Consider the following 19366-nt stretch of genomic DNA (forward strand, 5'->3'; position numbering starts at 1 on the left):
GCACGATCAACGAACCGGCGCAGGTCGCCGGTTCGACAAGGACATGACGTGGACATACGGGAGGGCACGTGACGCCCACGCAGATCGCCGCGCTGATCGTCGCCGGAGCGTTCGTGCTGCTGGTCCTGCTGCTGGCGGTGCCGCTGATCAAGCTCGGCAAGACCCTGGACGAGGCGAGCACCGCGATCAAGAAGGCGCAGGAGAACAGCGACCCGATCTTCACCGGCGCGAACACGACGATCACGCACGTGAACACGCAGCTGGAGCGGGTCGACGGCATCACCTCCAACGCCAAGACCATCAGCGGGAACGTCTCGGCGTTGTCGTCGCTGTTCACGGCTACACTGGGTGGTCCGTTGGTGAAGACGGCGGCGTTCTCCTACGGCGTGAGCAAGGCGCTGAAGGCCCGCCGGAAGCGCAAGCAGGAACCGACCGGACGGCACTTCCGCCGCAAGAACAAAGGAGGGCGCAAGTGAGGCGCCTTTTCTGGTTCGGCGCGGGCATCGCAGCCGGAGTCGCGCTGACCCGCAAGGTCAACGAGACCGCTCGGAAGGCGACCCCCACGGGGATGGCCGAGCAGGTCGGCGGCGCCATGCGTGAACTGGCTGGAGCGGTCGGCTCGTTCGGGGCCGACGTCCGCGCCGGGATGCAGGAACGGGAAGACCAGCTGCAGGATGTGGTCGTGGACGCGGACCAGGTCCGGCGGATAACCGCTGAGCACGACGCCGAGCGGCGAGCTCGTCGGGCGGGCCGCTGACGCAGGCGCGCCGCACCGCGCCGCCGGCCGCTCGCCGACACCGACAGCCGTGTCCGTGACCTGACCCAATTCCCAAGGACTCCCAGTGCAGACCCACGACATCAACCACCGGTTCACCGAGCACTTCAAGGGCCGCGGCCACACCGTGGTGCCCAGCGCGTCGCTGATCCTCGACGACCCGACGCTGCTGTTCGTCAACGCGGGCATGGTCCAGTTCAAGCCCTACTTCCTGGGCGAGGCCCCGGCCCCCTACCCGCGGGCGACGAGCATCCAGAAGTGCGTGCGCACCGGTGACATCGACGAGGTCGGCAAGACCACCCGGCACAACACGTTCTTCCAGATGGCCGGCAACTTCTCCTTCGGCGACTACTTCAAAGAAGGCGCCATGGAGAACGCCTGGGAGCTGCTCACCAAGTCGGTGGCCGACGGCGGCTACGGCATCGACCCGGCCCGCCTGTGGGTGACGGTCTTCGAGAAGGACGACGAGGCCGCCGGGCTGTGGCAGAAGGTCTGCGGGATCCCGGCCGAGCGGATCCAGACCCGCGACGCCAAGGACAACTACTGGGACATGGGCGTGCCCGGTCCCGGCGGTCCCTGCTCGGAGATCTACTACGACCGCGGGCCCGCCTACGGCAAGGAGGGCGGTCCCGTCGTCGACGAGGACCGCTACATCGAGATCTGGAACCTGGTGTTCATGCAGGACATCAGGGGTGAGCTGCCGCCCAAGGACGGGCACCCGCCGATCGGCGAGCTGCCCACCAAGAACATCGACACCGGCATGGGCGTCGAGCGCGTGGCCTGCCTGCTGCAGGGCGTGGAGAACGTCTACGAGACCGACCTGGTCCGCCCGGTGATCGCCAAGGCCGAGGAGCTCTCCGGCCGCCGCTACGGCGCGAGCCACGAGGACGACGTGCGGTTCCGCGTCATCGCCGACCACGCCCGCTCCGGCGTGATGCTCATCGGCGACGGCGTCACCCCCGGCAACGAGGCCCGCGGTTACGTGCTGCGCCGCCTGCTGCGCCGCATCGTGCGCTCGACCCGCCTGCTGGGCGTGCAGGAACCGGTGCTGGGCGAGTTCGCCCAGATCGTGCGCGACGCGATGTCGCCGAGCTACCCCGAGCTGGTCACCGAGTTCGACCGCATCGACTCGGTGATGCGCAACGAGGAAGAGGCGTTCCTGTCGACGCTGACCGCGGGGTCGAAGATCTTCGACCTGGCCGTCACCGACCTGAAGAAGACCGGTGGCCAGACCCTCGCGGGCGACAAGGCGTTCCAGCTGCACGACACCTACGGCTTCCCGATCGACCTGACCCTGGAGATGGCCTCCGAGCAGGGCCTGGCGGTCGACGAGCAGGGCTTCCGAGACCTGATGGCCGAGCAGCGCAACCGCGCCAAGGCCGACGCCAAGTCCCGCAAGACCGGCCACGGCGACCTGTCGACCTACCGCACGCTGCTCGACCAGCACGGGACGACCGAGTTCATCGGCTACACCGACCTGCAGTCGCACAGCCGCGTGCTGGGACTGCTCGTCGACGGTCAGCCCGCGCCCCGCGCCTCGGCCGGCACCGAGGTGGAGCTGGTGCTGGACCGCACCCCGTTCTACGCCGAGGGCGGTGGCCAGATCGCCGACACCGGCAAGCTGGTCGGACCGGGCGTCGCGGTCGAGGTGCTCGACGTGCAGCGCAGCGTGCCCGGCCTGTTCGTGCACCGCGCGAAGGTCCTGGAAGGCGAGCTCGGCGTGGACACCACGCTGGAGGCCGCCGTCGACGCCCACCGCCGCCAGTCCATCGAGCGCTCCCACTCCGCGACGCACCTGGTGCACGCGGCCGTGCGCAGCGCCTACGGCAAGCGCGCCGCGCAGGCCGGTTCGCTGAACTCGCCGGGCCGGATGCGCTTCGACTTCACCGTGCCCTCGTCGGTCTCGGCCGACGTGCTGGCCGGGGTCGAGGAGGAGGTCAACGACTACCTGCAGACCGACGTCGAGGTCAACGCCTACACCACCAGCATGGACCGGGCCATGGAGCTCGGTGCGATGGCGCTGTTCGGCGAGAAGTACGGCGACCAGGTCCGCGTGGTCGACATGGGCGACTACTCCCGCGAGCTGTGCGGTGGCACCCACGTGCCGCGCATCGGCCACCTCGGCGTGGTCAAGCTGGTGTCGGACTCCTCGGTCGGTTCCGGCGTGCACCGCGTCGAAGCGCTGGTCGGCATGGACGCGATGCGCCACATCAGCAAGGAGCACCTGCTGGTCACCCAGCTCGCCGAGCAGTTCAAGGTTCCCGCCGAGGAGCTGCCCGAGCGCATCCAGGGCGTGGTCAGCAAGCTGCGCAGCGCCGAGAAGGAGCTCGCGCAGCTGCGCATCACCCAGGTGCTCAACTCCGCCGGTGAGCTCGCCGACAAGGGCACCGACGTGCACGGCGTGACGCTGGTGGCCGAGCAGGTCCCGGACGGCGTCGACGGCAACGCGCTGCGGGCGCTGGCCGGTGAGATCCGCGGCCGGCTGGGCTCGCGCCCCTCGGTGGTCGCGCTGTTCTCCGCCGAGGAGGGCAAGGTCAGCTTCGTGGTCGGCGTCAACGACGCGGCCCGCGACAAGGGCATCGCGGCGGGCAAGCTGGTTCCCAGCTTCGCCGCCGAGGTCGGCGGTCGCGGGGGCGGCAAGCCGGACATGGCCCAGGGCGGCGGCTCGAACCCCGCGGGCATCACCGCGGCCATCGGTGCGCTGCGCACCGGAGTCGACCAGGTGGTGGCAGGCGGGTGAACGAGCGCCAGCAGACGGATCCCGGCCCGGGACGTCGGCTCGGTGTCGATGTCGGGGCGGTCCGGGTCGGAATCGCTTTGAGCGATCCCGCTCCGATGCTGGCGACCCCGTTGGAGACGTTGCGACGGGACGAGGAAGGCGGCAGCGATCTCGCCAAGATCGCCGACCTCGTCTCCGAGCACGACGTGGTGGAGATCGTGATCGGCCTGCCCAAGACGCTGGCCGGCAGGCACGGTTCCGCCGCGGAGATCGCGCAGTCTTACGGGGCTGCGCTGGTGGATAAGGTCGCACCGGTGCCGGTGCGGTTTCACGACGAGCGGTTGACCACGGTGACGGCCAGCCGGAAGCTGTCGAAACGCGGCGTGCGGGGGAAGAAGCAGCGCGCCGTCGTTGACCAGGCGGCAGCGGTGGAGATCTTGCAGGCTTACCTGGACGGCCGGGGGCAGAGAACACGAGAGGAACTCCCGTGACCGATGATCTCGGACTGTTCGCGGACGAGCCCGGGGACCACCGGCGACGGCGCCCCGATCCGGAACGATTCCGACGTCGCAAGAGGCGCCGATGGGTGACCGCCCTGGCCGGCCTGTTCGTGCTGGTGCTGGTTGGCGGCGGTGTGGGGTACGGAGCGCTGCAGATCATGCGGATCGGCGGCTACGAGGACTACGACGGCGAGGGCACCGGCAGCGTCGTCATCGAGGTCGCCTCCGGCGACACCGTGGGTGACATCGGCAAGACGCTGTCCGAGAAGGACGTGGTGGCCAGCACCAAGGCGTTCACCTCGGCCTCCGCCGAGAACAAGCGGATCAACTCGATCCAGCCCGGTTACTACCTGATGCGCAACAAGATGTCGGGCCAGGCCGCGGTCAGCCACATCCTGTCGGACGCGGCGAAGGTGGGCCGGGTCGACATCCGCGGCGGCATGCGGCTGGAGGACCAGGCCGCGCCCAACGGCGGCAACACGCCGGGCATCCTGACCAGGCTCGCCGAGGCGACGTGCGCGAACAAGAACGAGAAGTGCACCACCTCCGAGGAGATGCACCGCGCGGCCGAGACCGCGGACCTGGCGGCGCTGGGCGTGCCGCAGTGGGCCGTCGCCGATGCGTCGAAGGCAGAGCCCCGGCGTCGGCTGGAGGGCCTGATCATGCCGGGCATCTACGACGTCAAGCCTGGTGAGTCGGCGGAGAACGTGCTGCGCGACGTGGTCACCAAGTCGGCGGCGCAGCTGGAGTCGGCCGGTCTTCCGGATCTTGCGCAGAGCAGCGGTCATTCGCCGTACGAACTGATGATCATCGCCTCGCTGACGCAGAGCGAGGGGCTGGCGAAGGACTTCCCGAAGATCGCGCGGGTGATCGAGAACCGGATCGGCCAGCCCGCGATGAAGCTGGGGCTGGACTCCACGATCAACTACCCGCTGGACAAGCCGACGTTGCTGACCAACAGCTCCGACCGGCAGCGTCCTGGCCCGTACAACACCTACCTGAACTACGGGCTGCCGCCGACGCCGATCTCGGCGTTCAGCAAGGAGGCGCTGCGGGCGGCCGAGCGGCCGGCCGAGGGCGAGTGGCGCTACTTCGTGAAGTGCTACCCGGACGGGACCTCCTGCTTCGCGGAGAACCAGCAGCAGCACGACGCCTTCATCAAGGAAGCGCAGGAACGTGGCGCTTTCTGATCAGCAAGGGGCGGCGGTGCGTCGGGCCGGAGTGCTGGGAAAGCCGGTCGAGCACTCGCTGTCCCCGGTCCTGCACGGTGCCGCCTACGACGCGCTCGGTCTGCCCTGGACCTACGAGCGAGTCGAGGCGGACGCCGAGCGGCTGGTGGAGTTCGTCGGCGGCCTCGGCCCGGAGTGGGCGGGGCTGTCGGTGACGATGCCGGGCAAGCGCGCGGCGCTGCGGGTGGCCGATGAGGCCGCCGACCGGGCCGAGGTGGTGGGGGCGGCGAACACGCTGGTCCACCGCCCGGACGGGAGCTGGTTCGCCGACTGCACCGATGTGGACGGCGTCGTCGGGGCCCTGCGGGTGGCGGGTGGTTTCACCGGCGGCCACGCGGGGCTGATCCTCGGCGCGGGCGGCACGGCGGTGGCGACCCTGGCGGCGTTCGCCGATCTGGGCCTGTCCGAGGCGACGCTGGCGGTGCGCGAGCCCTCCCGGGCGGCGGAGGCGCTGGAGGCGGCCGAGCGCATCGGTCTGCGGGTCCGGGTCGAACGGCTCGACTCGATCAACATCGCCGACGCCGCGACCAGCCACGACGTGGTCGTCTCCACGCTCCCGGCGGGCGCGGTGGACCCGCACGCGGCGGATCTCGCGAAGTCCGCGTGCGTGCTCGACGTCATCTACCACCCCTGGCCGACGCCGCTGGCCGAGGCCGTCGAGGCTGTCGGAGGCCGGTTGGCGACCGGCCTGGACATGCTGCTGCACCAGGCGTTCGGCCAGGTCGAGCACTTCACCGGGTTGGAGGCGCCGCGCGCCACCATGCGGGACGCCCTGGCCGCGGCCACCGGTCACGCCCTGCCCCTGTAGCGCAGCGGTGCGGGCTGAGTCCCACACCTGGAACAGCTCGTTCTCACACAGCTCCTGGACGCGAAACGGCGGCGCCTCCGGGCAGGAAGCGCCGCCGTCGTCTCGATCCCGGGTTCAGTCCATGTCGGTCGCCACGAGCTTGGCGACCTCGTCGAGGGCCGCCTCGGCGCCCTCGCCCTCGGCGGCCAGGATCACCTCGTCGCCGTGGGAGGCGCCCAGGGTCATCAGACCGAGGATGCTGCCCGCCTCGACGGGTTCGTCGCCCTCCTTGCGGATGGTGATCACCACGGGCTGGGCCGCGGCCGTCTTGGCCAGCAGGGCCGCGGGCCGCGCGTGGATCCCGACCTTGCTCGCTACGGTGACCCGTCGTTCAGACATGTCTCTCCTTCGTCGGGGGCGGGGGCACCGACCCGCGCCGCCTCACTTCTTCTCGGTGGTCGGCGCAGCGCCCCCACCGGCATTATCCGCATCGGTCGAGGCGCTGTCGTCCTCCTCGCGACCCGGGGTGCGCAGGTTCCACTTGGCGATGACGAACCGGAACACCACGTAGTAGACGGCCGCGTAGCCCAGCCCGATCGGGATCAGCCAGATCGAGCCCTGGGAGATGCCGAAGTTGAGCAGGTAGTCGATCGCACCGGCGGAGAACCCGAAGCCGGAGTGGATGTCCAGCGCGTTGACCAGCGCCAGCGAGGTGCCGGTCAGCACCGCGTGGATCAGCAGCAGCGGCCACGCGACGAAGATGAACGAGAACTCCAGCGGCTCGGTGACACCGGTCAGGAACGAGGTCAGCGCGACCGAGATCATCACGCCGCCGACGACCTTGCGCTGCTCGGGCTTGGCCGACTGCCAGATCGCCAGCGCCGCCGCGGGCAGCGCGAACATGAAGATCGGGAAGAAGCCGGTCATGAACGTCCCGGCGGTGGGATCGCCCGCGAAGAAGCGCGCGATGTCGCCCTTCTCGCCGTGGTAGTCGCCGAAGAGGAACCAGACCACGTTGTTCGGGATGTGGTGCAGCCCGAACGGCAGCAGCAGCCGGTTGATCAGGCCGTAGAGCCCGCCCCCGATGACCGCCTGCTGGGTGACCGCGTCGGAGAAGGCGGTGAGCAGGGCGTCGAACAGCGGGAACAGCAGGCCCATGAGCACGCCGATGACCAGCATCGCCACCGCGGTCACGATCGGCACGAACCGCCGGCCGCCGAAGAAGCCCAGGTAGTCCGGCAGCTTGATGCGGTGGTAGCGCTGCCACAGCCAGGCCGCCACCAGACCGGCGACGATGCCGCCGAGCACGCCGTAGGGGCTCTTGTTGAGCGAGGTGCCTTCCTCGGTGCCGGCGATCTGGGTCAGCACGCCGTGCAGCACCAGGTAGCCGACCGCGCCGGACAGGGCCGTCGAGCCGTCGGCCTTCTTGGCGAAGCCGATCGCGACACCGATGGCGAACAGCAGCGGCAGGTTGTCGAACAGCGCGCCACCGGCCGCGCCGATGACACCGGCGACGGTCTGCAACCAGGTCAGGGAGGCTCCGAGGCCTTCCGCGCCGAGCAGGTCGTCCTGGCCGAGCCGTTGCAGCAGCGCGGCGGCGGGCAGCACCGCGATCGGCAGCATCAGGCTGCGGCCGATGCGTTGCAGTTGCGCGAGTCCTCTGTTGCTCCCCTTCGCCTTGGCGGCGGTGGAACTCATCGGATACCTCCTGCTTGGTTCACCGGGGTTGGAAGATCATTGCAAACGATTTCGGTGGTGCGCTGGTTCGTCTTGTCCGGTTCTCGCCTCACGGTTCGCCCGGTTCGCGGTCGAGCTGCATGGTCACCTGGTACCGGTCACCGCGGTACCAGGACGTCATGTCCTCCACCGGCCGTCCGCGCGCGGTGGAGATCCGCCGGAACACCAGCAGCGAGCACCCGGGCCGGATGCCCAGCAGGCGTGCGGTTTCGGCGTCGGCGTCGTCGGCCAGCACGGTCTGCGTGCCCGACTCCAGCTGGAGCCGGTACCGCCGGGACAGCAACGTGTACAGCGAGGCGGTGAGGTCCTGGTCGAGCAGGTCGGGGACCGAGTCCGGGTGGTACCAGCCGCGTTCGACGGCCATCGGCATCCCGTCGGCCTTGCGGAGCCGGAACAGCCAGAACGCGGTCTGCCGCGGTGCCAGGTCGAGCGCCTCCGCGGTGGCCGGCGGCGGGACGGCCTCGGCCGCGTCGAGCAGCACGGTCTCCGGGTGCATGCCGCGGCGGCGCATGTCCTCGGTGAACGAGGCCAGGTGCACCTGCCAGTCGATGCGCGGGCGCGTGGTGAAGGTGCCCTTGCCGCGCACCCGGACCAGCAGGCCTTCGGTGACCAGCTGACCGATCGCCTCGCGCACCGTCAGCCGGGAAACCCCGTAGCGCAGCGCCAGTTCGCGCTCCGACGGCACCGCGGCGCCGTGCGGGAGCTCGTCGCTCGCCAGCTCGCGCAGGATCTCCCGCAGTTGCGCGTGTTTCGGCATCGGCCCGTCGGGCAGGCCGCGAGAGGGCGCGTGCTGGAGAGAACTCGGTTCTTCTCCCATGCCGCCTCCTGTCGTGCCACCCTGGCGTGAGCTCGCTGTCGTGAACTCGCCGCCGGTTCGGATGAGAACCGCGACCGGTCGTTGGTACTGTCCGGTCTAAACCAGTTGGTTGCGAAGAATGCGCCGTCATGCGATCAGGTGTCAACAAGGCTCTGCTTTCGTTGCCGCATCGACATCACGTGGCGCAAGATCGTCGCGTCGCGGTCCGCTGACCGCGGTGGCGAGAGCACGAAGGGAGCACGTGGTGGCTCAGGACAAGGCCGAGGCGATCCTGTCCGCGCTGGGCGGCGGGGACAACATCGTCGAGATCGAGCCGTGCATCACGCGGCTGCGCTGCGAGGTCGAGGACGGCTCGAAGATCGACGAGGCGGGCCTCAAGGCCGCGGGCGCGCACGGCGTGATGGTGCAGGGCACGGTCGTCCAGGTCGTGGTCGGACCGGAGGCGGACACGCTGGCCGGCGACATCGAGGACCTGATGTGAGCACCGAGGTCGGCAGTCCGGTAGCGGGTCTGACCACGTCGCTCAGCGACGTGCCGGACCCGGTGTTCTCGCAGGCCATGGTGGGTCCCGGTGTCGCGGTGAAGCCCTCCGGCGGAGAGGGCGACGCGGTCGCCCCGGTCTCGGGCCAGGTCGTGACGCTGCACCCGCACGCGTTCGTCGTCGCGGCGTCCACGGGCGGCGCGGTGCTGGTGCACCTGGGCATCGACACGGTCAAGCTCAAGGGTGAGGGCTTCACGCTGCACGTCGGCAAGGGCGATGCGGTCGAGGCCGGGCAGAAGATCATCACCTGGAACCCGACGGAGGTCGAGGCCCAGGGCTACTCCTCGATCTGCCCGGTGGTGGCCCTGGACGCCCCGGCGGAGTCCCTGGCGGACCTCCGCGAGGACACCCAGGTCCTCCCGGGAGACGTGCTGTTCAACCTCGACGGGTGAGGCGGCGGGAAGTTCTGGTCCGAACCGACCGGGCGAAACGGATGTCGATCATGGGCGGTTCGGACCAGAACTGACCAACGGGGTGCCGACACGCGACCCTTCGGGCCGGTCGTTCGCCGCGGCGCGCGGGAGTCCCGGCACCGTCGTCGGGATGAGCGCGTTGATCGCGGCCGGAGCCCTCGCCGGATGGGCCGGACGCCACATCCTTGGCCGACTTCGCCGGGGCACCGCCGTCCCACCCGGCTGGTGCGAGACGGGGGTGTCGCTGGCGTGGGCGCTGGTGGCCCTCCGCCAGCCACCCGGGTGGTGGTTGCCGATCCCGCTCGCCCTGGGCTGGCTCGCCGTCGTCCTCAGCGCCTGCGACCTGCGGGTCCACCGGCTGCCCGACGCCCTGACCCTGCCCGCCTACCCCGTCGCCGCCGCGCTGCTGACCGTCGTCGCGGCGCACCGGCCGGGCGTCGCGCTCGGCTCGGCGGCCGGGCTCGTCCTGCTGGGCGGGACGTACCTGGTGGTCAGGCTCATATCCCCGCCCGCGATGGGTGCGGGGGACGTCAAGCTCGCCGGAGTCCTGGGCGCGGTGGTGGGTGCGGTGTCGGTTCCCGCCGTCGCCGGGGTCGTCGTGGCCGCGGCCGCGTTCACCCTGGTCGGCGCCTCGTGGAGGCGCGCGGGGGCGGTCGCGCACGGTCCGGCGGTGCTGGTTCCGTCCTGGCTGGTGACGCTGAGCTGGCCGTGACCCACCCGGGCGGGTTCCTCCTGGGCAGAGCGTGGCAGGATCTGAGGTGTGTTGCGCTGGATGACCGCTGGAGAATCGCACGGCCCCGCCCTCGTCGCGGTGCTGGAAGGCATGGTGGCCGGGGTCGAGGTGACCTCGACCGAGATCGCGACCCAGCTGGAGCGCCGCAAGCTCGGCTTCGGGCGCAGCCCTCGGATGAACTTCGAGGCCGACGAGCTGGAGATCATCGGTGGCGTCCGGCACGGCCGCACGCAGGGCGGCCCGATCGCGGTGCGCATCGGCAACACCGAGTGGCCCAAGTGGGAACAGGTCATGGCCGCCGACCCGGTCGACGAGGACGTGCTGGCCGACCTGGCCCGCAACGAGCCGCTGACCCGCCCGCGCCCTGGCCACGCCGACATCGCCGGCATGCAGAAGTACGGCTTCGACGAGGCCCGCCCGGTCCTGGAGCGCGCCAGCGCCCGTGAGACCGCCGCGCGCGTGGCCGTCGGCACCGTCGCCCGGCAGTTCCTGCGCCAGCTGTTCGGCGTGGAGATCGTCAGCCACGTGGTCAGCCTCGGCGGCGTGGACGTCGCCGGCGAGGTGCTGCCCGGCCCCGACGACCTGGCCGCGATCGACGAGAACCCGGTGCGCGCCTTCGGCGACACCGCCACCGAGCGGATGATGGCCGAGGTCGACGCCGCGAAGAAGGACGGCGACACCCTCGGCGGCGTCGTCGAGGTCATCGCCTACAACCTGCCTCCGGGCATCGGCTCTCACGTGCACTGGGACCGCAAGCTCGACGCCCGCCTGGCCGGTGCGCTGATGAGCATCCAGGCGATCAAGGGCGTCGAGATCGGCGAGGGCTTCGCCAACGCCCACCGCCGGGGCAGCGCCGCGCACGACGAGATCTACCCCGACAAGGGCGTCAACTGGGTCCGCCGCGACAGCAACCGCGCGGGCGGTCTCGAAGGCGGCATCACCAACGGCGAGCCGCTGATCGTGCGCGCCGCCAAGAAGCCCATCTCCAGCCTCCCGCGCGCTCTGGCCACTGTGGACATGGTGACCGGCGAGCCCGCGCAGGCGATGCACCAGCGCTCCGACATCACCGCCGTGCCGCGCGCCGCCGTGGTCGCCGAGACGATGGTGGCGCTGGTGCTGGCCGAGGCCGCGCTGGAGAAGTTCGGCGGCGACTCGTTGCCGGAGACCCGCCGCAACGTCGAGGGCTACCTCGCCTCGCTGCGCGAGCGCGCGGAGAAGCGGCAGGTGCGGTGATGTCGCCGCGCGCGATCGTGATCGGCCCGCCCGGCGCGGGCAAGACCACCATCGGCAGGCTGCTGGCCGAACGTCTCGACGTGCGGTTCCGGGACACCGACGCCGATGTCGTCGAGAGCACCGGCCGCGAGATCCCCGACATCTTCGCCAACGACGGTGAACCCGCCTTCCGCGCGCTGGAGGAGCGGGCCGTCGACACCGCGCTGCGCGAGCACGACGGCGTGCTGGCGCTCGGCGGCGGGGCGGTGCTGTCCGAGCTGACCCGCGAGCGGCTCGCCGGGCACCCCGTGGTGTTCCTGTCGGTCGGGCTCGCCGAAGGTGCGCGACGCGTGGGGCTTTCCGCCGCGCGCCCGCTGCTGGCCGGGGTCAACCCGCGCGCGACCTTCAAGGCGCTGCTCGACGCGCGGCTGCCGATCTACCGCTCGGTGGCCGCCGTGGAGGTCGCCACCGACGAACTCGAACCAGCGCAGGTCGTCGACCGGGTCGTCGAAGACCTCGCGGCACGGCCGTCTCGCTAGGGGGTGTTTCGAAGTGGCGGAGCCACTTGCTCTTTCGGTGAGCGGGCAAGCAACCGGCACCGCCGGAGGTTCTGCGGGGCTTCGTGGCGAGCACGCCGCGACGTCGTGCATTGGACATACATGAGGAGCGGCGCGGAGTCCACGGAGCCCCGCAGGTTCTCCTACTCGCACCGCTACGCACAACGACCCTGATACTCCTTTAGAGATGCCGAAGGGACGACGATGACCGAACCGGTTCGGATCAGCGTGAACGGCCAGCAGCCCTACGACGTGGTCGTCGGCCGGGGCCTGCTCGGTGAGCTGGTGGAATTCCTCAGCGGGGCGTCGAGCGTCGCGCTGGTGCACCAGCCCACGATCACCGCCACCATCGAGGCGGTCCGCGAGGAGCTGACCGAGGCCGGCATCGACGCGCACCGGGTCGAGATCCCCGATGCCGAGGACGGCAAGAGCCTGCAGGTCGCCGGGTTCTGCTGGGAGGTGCTGGGCAAGATCGGCATGGACCGCGACGGCGTCGTGGTGTCCTTCGGCGGCGGTGCGGTCACCGACCTCGGCGGGTTCGTCGCGGGCACCTGGATGCGCGGCGTGAAGGCCGTGCACGTGCCCACCACCCTGCTCGGCATGGTCGACGCGGCCGTGGGTGGCAAGGCCGGCATCAACACCGACGCGGGCAAGAACCTGGTGGGCCTGTTCCACGAGCCGAGCCTGGTGCTGTGCGACCTGGCGACGCTGGAAGGCCTGCCGCGCAACGAGCTCCTGGCGGGCATGGCCGAGGTCGTCAAGGCCGGGTTCATCGCTGATCCGGAGATCCTGCGACTGATCGAGGCCGACCCGGACACCGCCACCGACCCGAGCGGTGACGTGCTGGCCGAGCTGGTCCGCCGGTCCATCCAGGTCAAGGCCGACGTCGTCTCGTCGGACCTCAAGGAGTCGCACCTGCGCGAAGTGCTCAACTACGGGCACACGCTGGCCCACGCCATCGAGCGGCGCGAGCGCTACCGCTGGCGCCACGGCGCCGCGGTCAGCGTCGGCCTGGTCTTCGCCGCCGAACTGGCGCGGCTGGCGGGACGTCTCGACGACGACACCGCCGACCGCCACAAGCGCATCCTCGACCTGCTCGGCCTGCCCACCACCTACGACCCGGACGCGCTGGGCTCGCTGATGGAGGGCATGAAGGCCGACAAGAAGAACCGCTCCGGCGTGCTGCGGTTCGTGGTGCTCGACGGTCTGGCCAAGCCGGAACGGCTGGAAGGTCCGGATCCGTCGCTGATCGCCGCCGCGTACTCGGCGATCACCGGTGGCGAGAGCAAGTCGAGCACGGAGGTGCTGCTGTGAAGGTCCTCGTCCTCAACGGACCCAACCTCGGCCGGCTCGGCAAGCGCGAGCCCTCGGTCTACGGCAGCACCACCTACGCCGACCTGGTGTCGATGTGCGAGAAGGCGGGCGAGGACCTCGGCGTCGAGGTCGAGGTCCGGCAGACCGACCACGAGGGCGAGATGGTCGGCTGGCTGCACGAGGCCGCCGACGCGTCCTGGCCGGTGGTGCTCAACGCGGGCGCGTGGACGCACTACTCGGTGGCGGTGCGCGACGCCGCCTCGCAGCTGACCGCTGAACTGGTCGAGCTGCACATCTCCAACGTGCACAAGCGGGAACCGTTCCGGCACACCAGCTACCTGTCCGACATCGCGACCGCGGTGATGGCGGGTCTGGGCGTGGCCGGGTATCCGCTGGCGATCCGCTGGCTGGCCGAGAACGCGGGGGAGTAGTGCGCGGCCGGCTGCCGTTATGCCTGGTCGCTGTCGCGCTGCTGGCGGGCTGCACGCAGGTCGACGGCAGTCCGGTGACGCAGGTGGTGCAGCGGCCGGTTCCGGTGCCGCAGCCGGTGGAGCTGCGGACCGCCGCCGAGCGCGGGAGCCCCGGTGCGGTGGCGGCGGGCGGGTTGCCCGCGCCGTACAACTACGGGCCGTCGGTGCTGTCCGAGGACGGCAGGTACCGGGCGTGGTGGTGCAGCCAGCTGCCGGGGGTGGGGCCCGCGGGCGACGACGTCCTGCACGCCTCGGCCGCCTCGCCGGACGGTCCGTTCGCCGAAGGCGCGGCGCCGGCGGTTCCGGTCTTCGCCGGTGAGCCGGGGCGCTTCGACGGGATGCACACCTGCGATCCGTCGGTGCTGCACGTGGGCGACCGCTACTACCTCTACTACACGGGGGCGGCGGGCGATCACGCGCACGGCAACGCCATCGGGGTCGCGACCAGCGCGGACGGCATGGCGTGGACCCGCGGTGCCGCGCCGATCGTGACCGCGGCGGGCGAGGTCCTCCGCGGCAACGTCTACGGCGCCGGGCAGCCTTCGGCGGTGTTCGTGGACGGCTGGTTCTACCTGCTGTTCACCGACACCACGGCCAAGGGCGCGGGCTGGAACGGCGCCGGGCAGTTCGTGCTGCGGTCGCGAGACCCGTTGTTCGGCAAGGGCGTTGAGGCGTTGACCGAGCGCGGCTTCCGGCCTGCCGGTGGCGAGCGCGGCCGGTCGGTCGTCGACGCGTTCAGCGCGGACTGGGCCTACTCGCCGACGCTGGACGCCTTCGCCATCGCGCACCAGACCACCGGCGGAACCCAGATCACCTTCTGGGACCGGGAATTCACCCGCCACCCCTACGAGCCGGTGACGATTCCCGGCCCGTGGCAGGAGGGCCCGGGTCTGGTCCGCGACGGCGAGGGGCGGATTCGTCCCTCCACATCGGACCCGTGCGAGGGCGTGCCGCTCGACGTCCTGCGCGCCACCGCGCTGGCACCGGCTCCCACCGACATCCGGCACTTCGGCATCGACATCACCGACGCCGGCGGCTGCGGCACCGCTCCGCGAGCGGCGCGTGCGCTGGACGGCTTCGCGGTTCCCTCACCGGTGCGCACGGTCGACCTGGTCCACGACGGCGCCAGGGTCCGGCTCGAACGCCGCTCGGTGGCCGAGACGGTCGCGGTGAAGGTCCTCGACGACCGCCCGGAACCCGTGGACGCCCTCCCGGTGATCGCCGAGATCGCCTCCGGCGCCCCGGCCCTCCGTTCCCCGACGGGCGAGGTCGGGCTCCTCGACACCCGCGGCGACCTCTGGCGGGTCACTCCGGAAACCGCGCGGGCCAACGCTTCTCCGATCGCCGACGTCACCGAGGCGCAGTGGCGATCCCGCCCCGCCCGAGGCGACCTCCGCCCCTGACCCTCACTCCGCCGTCACAGTTTCGCGCGAAATCGTGACAGGGGTGCTCAGGACGGCGAGCCCTGCTGGAGGGTCTGCACCTTGAGCTGCTCGCCCGGGAGGTCCGGGTTGGCGCAGGCCGTCCCGCTCAGGGGAACGAACATCGAGTCGTACTCCTGGGGCGGGTAGATGCGCAGGCCGCGGGCCTCCTCCGGGCGGCAGGTGGCCGGGTCGTAGTTCTCCGTGCGCGGGGCCGCCAGCGGCGCCCACGCCTGTCCGCCGGGTCGCAGGATGATGGCGGCTCCCTTGTCGCCCTGGCGCTCGGCGGGTCGGCCGATCTGGTGACCGTCGTCGCCGCCGACGTAGGACACGCCGGCGAAGCCCTGGATCTCGCAGGTGCTGGTGCCGGAGTTGGTGAACCGCAGCGCGTGGTGCGTGGTTCCGGCGCCCGCGTCGACGTACTCCACCGTCACGGCGAGGTCCCCCACCTCGCACAGCCGGTTCTCCGGCGCCGGGTCGGCCTCGGTGTTGGAGGTCGTCTCGGCGGACGGCGGCACCTCGGCGCTCGGGGTGTTGCCGGTCGCCTCGGAGTGCGTCTGCGGCTCCGGCGAGGAGCCGCCGATGATCGTGCTGGACGACGTCGCACCGTCCTCGCCGCAGGCGCTGAGACCGATGGTGAGCAGTGCGGCGGTGGCCGCCAGGATGATCCTCGTGCGAGTCATGTTCTCCACCTCTCGGTGCCGATCACTCACTTGAGGAGACGCGCATCGGGCGGGGAGGTTGCTCGGACTCGTGAGCGGAGGCAACCGTTCCCCGCTTGAAGGTGCGGCGGAGCCGCTGTTCCGGCGCGGGGCCCGGTCCTCCTAGTCCTGGTGGAAGGTCCGCCGGTAGGCGGCCGGCCCGATGCCCAGCCGGGCGCGCAGGTGCTTGCGCAGCGAGGTGGCGGTGTTGAGCCCGGAGGCGACCGCGACCTCCTCGATCGGCAGGTCGGTGTGCTCCAGCAGGTGCCGCGCGTGTTCGATGCGCTGTCCCAGCAGCCAGTCCAGCGGCGAGGTGCCGGTCTCCTCGCGGAACCGCCGGGTGAAGGTCCGCACGCTCATGCCCGCGTGCGCGGCGATCGCCTCCAGGGTCAGCGGTTCGGCGAGGCGGTGCAGCAGCCATTCGCGGGTCGGGGCGGTGCCGGTGGCGCCGGGGGAGGGCAGCGGGCGTTCGATGAACTGCGATTGCCCGCCGTCGCGCCAGGGCGGGACGACGTTGCGCCTCGCCGCCCGGTTGGCGATCTCGCTGCCGTGGTCGTTGCGGATGACGTGCAGGCACAGGTCGATCCCGGCGGCCACTCCCGCGGAGGTCAGCAGGTCGCCGTCGTCGACGAACAGCACGTCCGGACGCAGCTCGACGTGCGGGAACATCTCGCGGAACCGGTCGGCGTGCGCCCAGTGGGTGGTCGCCGGACGGTCGTCGAGCAGCCCTGCGGCGGCGAGCACGAACGCACCGGTGCAGATCGACATGATCCGGGTGCCCGCGGGCAGGTTCCGCAGGTAGTCGGTGACCTTGGGGTCCTCGGTGAAGGTGTCGGTGTCGACGCCGGGCACGATCACCGTGTCCGGCTCGCGCAGCGCGTCGGTGCCGCACTCGGGCAGGATCGTGAAGCCCCTGTTCGAGGGCAGCGGCCCGCCGTCGATGCTGCACACGCGCACCTCGTAGAGCGGTCCGTCCGGCCCGGTGGCGCCCGCGAAGATCTGCGGCGGTATCGACAGGTCGAACCCGACGACGGTCTCCACGCCGAGCACGGCGATCCGATGCGGCCTCATGGCCGAATCTTCCCACATATTGTCCCACCGGCCACTGGTTCGACCCCCAGCGCTCGATCACGCTGGTCAGCATGGTTCGCATGCTGCCCGCGCGGGTCCACCCCGCCTGGTCGATCGCCGTCGTCGCGTTCATCGCTCTGGTGGGGGCTGCCGCCTTCCGGTCGGCACCCGGGGTGCTGATGGACCCGCTCCACCAGGAGTTCGGCTGGCCGCACGGGCTGATCTCGGCTGCGGTGTCGCTCAACCTGCTGCTGTTCGGGCTGACCGCGCCGTTCGCCGCGGCGCTGATGGTGCGCTTCGGCGTCCGGCGCGTCACCGCCTCGGCGCTGCTGCTCGTGGGGGTGGGCAGCGGGCTGACGGTGTTCATGACCGAGCCGTGGCAGCTGATCCTGTGCTGGGGCCTGCTGGTGGGGCTGGGCACCGGTTCGATGGCGCTGGCGTTCGTGGCCACGGTGGTCGACCGCTGGTTCGTGGCCCGGCGCGGCCTGGTCAGCGGCGTGCTCACGGCGGGCAGCGCGACCGGCCAGCTGGTCTTCCTGCCCGTGGAGGCGATGCTGGTGGAGAGCTGGGGCTGGCGCACGGCCTCGCTGACCATCACCGCCGCCGCGCTGCTGGTCGCCGTCATCGTCTGGCTCGTGATGCGCGAACACCCGCGCGATCTGGGGATTTCCGCCTACGGGGCCACCGGTGACGAGCCGGAACCCGCGCAGGACAGGGGAAATCCCGCGGTGATCGCCGTCCGCGCGCTCGCGGAGGCCGCCCGCACGCCCGCCTTCTGGCTGCTGGCAGGCGGTTTCGCGATCTGCGGGGCCAGCACCAACGGCCTGGTCAACACCCACTTCGTGCCCGCCGCGCACGACCACGGCATGCCCACCACGATGGCCGCCGGGCTGCTCGCGCTCATCGGTGTCTTCGACGTGCTGGGCACCGTGGCGTCGGGCTACCTCACCGACAAGATCAACCCGCGCGTGCTGCTGGCCGTCTACTACACGCTGCGCGGGGCCTCGCTGTTCGTGCTGCCGCAGCTGTTCGCCCCGACGCCGGGGGTGGAGATGGTGATGTTCGTCGTCTTCTACGGCCTGGACTGGGTCGCCACGGTGCCGCCGACGATGGCGCTGTGCCGGGAGCACTTCGGGCCGAAGGCCTCGGTGGTGTTCGGCTGGGTGTTCGCCTCGCACCAGGTGGGTGCGGCGGCCGTCGCCGGCGGGGCCGGGCTGATCCGCGACCACTTCGGCGACTACGCGCTGGCCTGGTACGGATCGGGATTGCTCTGCCTGCTGGCGACGGCCTTCTCCGTATCGATCCGGAGAAACGCCCCCAAGCGGCCCGACGCGGACCGGGGCGCGAATCCGGCCCGGACGGGTGCCTGAGGCGCGCCCCATTCTTCAGAGCGCTCCCGAGATCGGAAAATAGGCCGGAGGGATCAGCGGGGCGTGGGCCGGGTGGTGCAGCGGACCGGTTTCCGGCCGCGTGACCAGCGGGTTCGCCCCGCCAGGCCGGTGAGAATCGGTTCAGATCGGCTGACCTGCGAAATTGCCAGTTGTCGTCGCGCGGTGGGAACGGCCGGGTAATCTCCGGGGTCATGTCTGAGCTTCTCGCCCGTGCGGTCGGCGAGCGCGGTGAGCTCGTGCTGATGCGCCGCGACGACGCGCTGGAACTGCGGGTCAACGGCGTGTTCGTGATGGACACCGCGCACACCGAGACCGAACGCATGCTGGCCACCGCCACCCTCGGCCACCTGACTCGCTCCGGCGGGCTCCGGGTGCTCATCGGCGGGCTCGGCCTCGGGTTCACCCTGCGCGAGGTGCTGGCCGACGAGCGCGTGCGCGAGGCGCACGTGGTGGAGATCGAGCCCGACCTCGTCGCCTGGCACCGCGACGGGCTGGTCCCGGACACGGCGGACGCGCTGGCCGACGAGCGGGTGCGCATCAGCGTCGGCGACATCGCCTCGGTCCTGGGCGAGCAGCCCGACGGCGGGTGCGACGTGCTGCTGCTCGACGTCGACAACGGCCCGGACTTCCTGGTCTACGAGGAGAACTCGGCGCTCTACGGTCCGGGGTTCCTCCGGCGCTGCAAGGACAAGCTCGCCCCCGGCGGCACGCTGGCGGTGTGGTCGGCCGACGCCTCGCCCGAACTGCTCGGCGCGATGCGGGACGTCTTCGGCGACTGCACCGAACTGGCCATCCCGGTCACCCTCGGGCAGCGCGAGACGACCTACCACCTATTCGTCTCGCACCAGGTCGAGTTCCAGCAGGCTGGGCTCCAGAACTCCCTCTAGTGTCCTGCGTCGGAAATGCGTTGTAGATATCGGGCGAGGGAATCGAGGATCTCTTCGGCGGTCTTCTTCCACACGAAGGGCTTGGGGCTAG

Annotated in this window: 21 protein-coding genes; 16 read left to right on the forward strand and 5 right to left on the reverse strand. The window is 71.0% G+C overall.

Features of this window, described 5'->3' with window-relative positions; translation table 11 throughout:
- Nucleotides 1–68: 68 nt before the first annotated feature.
- The 6 genes from AB0J78_RS30090 to AB0J78_RS30115 all read left to right on the forward strand — a co-directional run bounded on the left by AB0J78_RS30090 (nucleotide 69) and on the right by AB0J78_RS30115 (nucleotide 6031).
- A complete protein-coding gene (locus AB0J78_RS30090; protein ID WP_132627088.1) occupies nucleotides 69–476 on the forward strand; it encodes a DUF948 domain-containing protein in 408 nt (135 codons plus the stop codon).
- Nucleotides 473–757, forward strand: coding sequence for a hypothetical protein (locus AB0J78_RS30095; protein WP_363794848.1), 285 nt, complete (start codon nucleotides 473–475; stop codon nucleotides 755–757). Before AB0J78_RS30090 ends, AB0J78_RS30095 begins: the two co-directional genes overlap by 4 nt.
- Before the next feature lie 85 nt (nucleotides 758–842).
- Complete coding sequence (gene alaS / locus AB0J78_RS30100; protein ID WP_363794850.1) at nucleotides 843–3515, forward strand: alanine--tRNA ligase; 2673 nt, start codon at nucleotides 843–845, stop codon at nucleotides 3513–3515.
- Nucleotides 3512–3985 (forward strand): Holliday junction resolvase RuvX, encoded by a 474-nt coding sequence (gene ruvX, locus AB0J78_RS30105; protein ID WP_363794852.1) that lies wholly within the window; start codon nucleotides 3512–3514, stop codon nucleotides 3983–3985. Before alaS ends, ruvX begins: the two co-directional genes overlap by 4 nt.
- Nucleotides 3986–4080: 95 nt before the next feature.
- Complete coding sequence (mltG, locus tag AB0J78_RS30110; RefSeq protein ID WP_363794854.1) at nucleotides 4081–5184, forward strand: endolytic transglycosylase MltG; 1104 nt, start codon at nucleotides 4081–4083, stop codon at nucleotides 5182–5184.
- Nucleotides 5171–6031 (forward strand): shikimate dehydrogenase, encoded by an 861-nt coding sequence (locus AB0J78_RS30115; protein WP_363794856.1) that lies wholly within the window; start codon nucleotides 5171–5173, stop codon nucleotides 6029–6031. The genes mltG and AB0J78_RS30115 overlap by 14 nt, the downstream gene beginning before the upstream one ends.
- Before the next feature lie 114 nt (nucleotides 6032–6145).
- Here the strand turns inward: AB0J78_RS30115 and AB0J78_RS30120 are convergent, their stop codons facing one another.
- The 3 genes from AB0J78_RS30120 to AB0J78_RS30130 all read right to left on the reverse strand — a co-directional run bounded on the left by AB0J78_RS30120 (nucleotide 6146) and on the right by AB0J78_RS30130 (nucleotide 8564).
- A complete protein-coding gene (locus tag AB0J78_RS30120; RefSeq protein ID WP_132627094.1) occupies nucleotides 6146–6409 on the reverse strand; it encodes an HPr family phosphocarrier protein in 264 nt (87 codons plus the stop codon).
- A 42-nt stretch (nucleotides 6410–6451) separates the two neighbouring features.
- Entirely contained in the window at nucleotides 6452–7708 is a 1257-nt protein-coding gene (locus AB0J78_RS30125) for a PTS transporter subunit EIIC (protein ID WP_363794858.1), read from the reverse strand.
- A gap of 88 nt (nucleotides 7709–7796) precedes the next feature.
- A complete protein-coding gene (locus AB0J78_RS30130; protein WP_363794860.1) occupies nucleotides 7797–8564 on the reverse strand; it encodes a GntR family transcriptional regulator in 768 nt (255 codons plus the stop codon).
- Nucleotides 8565–8808: 244 nt separating this feature from the next.
- Here AB0J78_RS30130 and AB0J78_RS30135 point away from each other — a divergent pair, with 244 nt between their 5' ends.
- The 8 genes from AB0J78_RS30135 to AB0J78_RS30170 all read left to right on the forward strand — a co-directional run bounded on the left by AB0J78_RS30135 (nucleotide 8809) and on the right by AB0J78_RS30170 (nucleotide 15207).
- Nucleotides 8809–9045, forward strand: a complete 237-nt coding sequence (locus AB0J78_RS30135; RefSeq protein ID WP_132677597.1) for a glucose PTS transporter subunit EIIB — start codon at nucleotides 8809–8811, stop codon at nucleotides 9043–9045.
- On the forward strand, nucleotides 9042–9497 hold the full coding sequence (locus AB0J78_RS30140; RefSeq protein ID WP_363794862.1) for a PTS glucose transporter subunit IIA: 456 nt from the start codon (nucleotides 9042–9044) through the stop codon (nucleotides 9495–9497). Before AB0J78_RS30135 ends, AB0J78_RS30140 begins: the two co-directional genes overlap by 4 nt.
- Nucleotides 9498–9648: 151 nt before the next feature.
- Nucleotides 9649–10230, forward strand: coding sequence for an A24 family peptidase (locus AB0J78_RS30145; RefSeq protein WP_363794864.1), 582 nt, complete (start codon nucleotides 9649–9651; stop codon nucleotides 10228–10230).
- A 48-nt stretch (nucleotides 10231–10278) separates the two neighbouring features.
- A complete protein-coding gene (gene aroC, locus AB0J78_RS30150) occupies nucleotides 10279–11484 on the forward strand; it encodes a chorismate synthase (RefSeq protein WP_363794866.1) in 1206 nt (401 codons plus the stop codon).
- Nucleotides 11484–12002 (forward strand): shikimate kinase, encoded by a 519-nt coding sequence (locus AB0J78_RS30155; RefSeq protein WP_363794868.1) that lies wholly within the window; start codon nucleotides 11484–11486, stop codon nucleotides 12000–12002. The genes aroC and AB0J78_RS30155 overlap by 1 nt, the downstream gene beginning before the upstream one ends.
- 222 nt (nucleotides 12003–12224) lie before the next feature.
- The gene (aroB, locus tag AB0J78_RS30160) at nucleotides 12225–13334 is read left to right on the forward strand and encodes a 3-dehydroquinate synthase (RefSeq protein ID WP_363794870.1); all 1110 of its coding nucleotides are present in this window, start codon (nucleotides 12225–12227) and stop codon (nucleotides 13332–13334) included.
- Nucleotides 13331–13765 (forward strand): type II 3-dehydroquinate dehydratase, encoded by a 435-nt coding sequence (aroQ, locus tag AB0J78_RS30165; protein WP_363794872.1) that lies wholly within the window; start codon nucleotides 13331–13333, stop codon nucleotides 13763–13765. The genes aroB and aroQ overlap by 4 nt, the downstream gene beginning before the upstream one ends.
- Entirely contained in the window at nucleotides 13765–15207 is a 1443-nt protein-coding gene (locus AB0J78_RS30170) for a beta-xylosidase (protein ID WP_363794874.1), read from the forward strand. The genes aroQ and AB0J78_RS30170 overlap by 1 nt, the downstream gene beginning before the upstream one ends.
- Nucleotides 15208–15254: 47 nt before the next feature.
- On the opposite strand, the gene AB0J78_RS30175 is transcribed toward AB0J78_RS30170, so the two are convergent.
- Entirely contained in the window at nucleotides 15255–15908 is a 654-nt protein-coding gene (locus AB0J78_RS30175; RefSeq protein ID WP_363794875.1) for a DUF4232 domain-containing protein, read from the reverse strand.
- Between the two features lie 141 nt (nucleotides 15909–16049).
- The gene (locus tag AB0J78_RS30180) at nucleotides 16050–16997 is read right to left on the reverse strand and encodes a helix-turn-helix domain-containing protein (protein ID WP_363794877.1); all 948 of its coding nucleotides are present in this window, start codon (nucleotides 16995–16997) and stop codon (nucleotides 16050–16052) included.
- A 71-nt stretch (nucleotides 16998–17068) separates the two neighbouring features.
- Here AB0J78_RS30180 and AB0J78_RS30185 point away from each other — a divergent pair, with 71 nt between their 5' ends.
- Nucleotides 17069–18367 (forward strand): MFS transporter, encoded by a 1299-nt coding sequence (locus AB0J78_RS30185; protein WP_363794879.1) that lies wholly within the window; start codon nucleotides 17069–17071, stop codon nucleotides 18365–18367.
- Nucleotides 18368–18579: 212 nt separating this feature from the next.
- Entirely contained in the window at nucleotides 18580–19275 is a 696-nt protein-coding gene (locus tag AB0J78_RS30190; RefSeq protein ID WP_363794880.1) for a hypothetical protein, read from the forward strand.
- The last annotated feature ends 91 nt before the right edge of the window (nucleotides 19276–19366 follow it).

It is taken from the genome of Saccharopolyspora sp. NPDC049426, assembly GCF_040676935.1.
In the GTDB taxonomy this organism is placed as follows: Bacteria; Actinomycetota; Actinomycetes; order Mycobacteriales; family Pseudonocardiaceae; genus Saccharopolyspora.

What these genes read in the sequence shown, in the direction of transcription:
- AB0J78_RS30120 (WP_132627094.1), bottom strand. Translation starts at nt 6,409, where the DNA reads ATGTCTGAACGACGGGTCACCGTAGCGAGCAAGGTCGGGATCCACGCG.
- AB0J78_RS30125 (WP_363794858.1), bottom strand. Translation starts at nt 7,708, where the DNA reads ATGAGTTCCACCGCCGCCAAGGCGAAGGGGAGCAACAGAGGACTCGCG.
- AB0J78_RS30130 (WP_363794860.1), bottom strand. Translation starts at nt 8,564, where the DNA reads ATGGGAGAAGAACCGAGTTCTCTCCAGCACGCGCCCTCTCGCGGCCTG.
- AB0J78_RS30145 (WP_363794864.1), top strand. Translation starts at nt 9,649, where the DNA reads ATGAGCGCGTTGATCGCGGCCGGAGCCCTCGCCGGATGGGCCGGACGC.
- AB0J78_RS30155 (WP_363794868.1), top strand. Translation starts at nt 11,484, where the DNA reads ATGTCGCCGCGCGCGATCGTGATCGGCCCGCCCGGCGCGGGCAAGACC.
- aroB (WP_363794870.1), top strand. Translation starts at nt 12,225, where the DNA reads ATGACCGAACCGGTTCGGATCAGCGTGAACGGCCAGCAGCCCTACGAC.
- AB0J78_RS30175 (WP_363794875.1), bottom strand. Translation starts at nt 15,908, where the DNA reads ATGACTCGCACGAGGATCATCCTGGCGGCCACCGCCGCACTGCTCACC.
- AB0J78_RS30180 (WP_363794877.1), bottom strand. Translation starts at nt 16,997, where the DNA reads ATGAGGCCGCATCGGATCGCCGTGCTCGGCGTGGAGACCGTCGTCGGG.
- AB0J78_RS30185 (WP_363794879.1), top strand. Translation starts at nt 17,069, where the DNA reads ATGGTTCGCATGCTGCCCGCGCGGGTCCACCCCGCCTGGTCGATCGCC.
- AB0J78_RS30190 (WP_363794880.1), top strand. Translation starts at nt 18,580, where the DNA reads ATGTCTGAGCTTCTCGCCCGTGCGGTCGGCGAGCGCGGTGAGCTCGTG.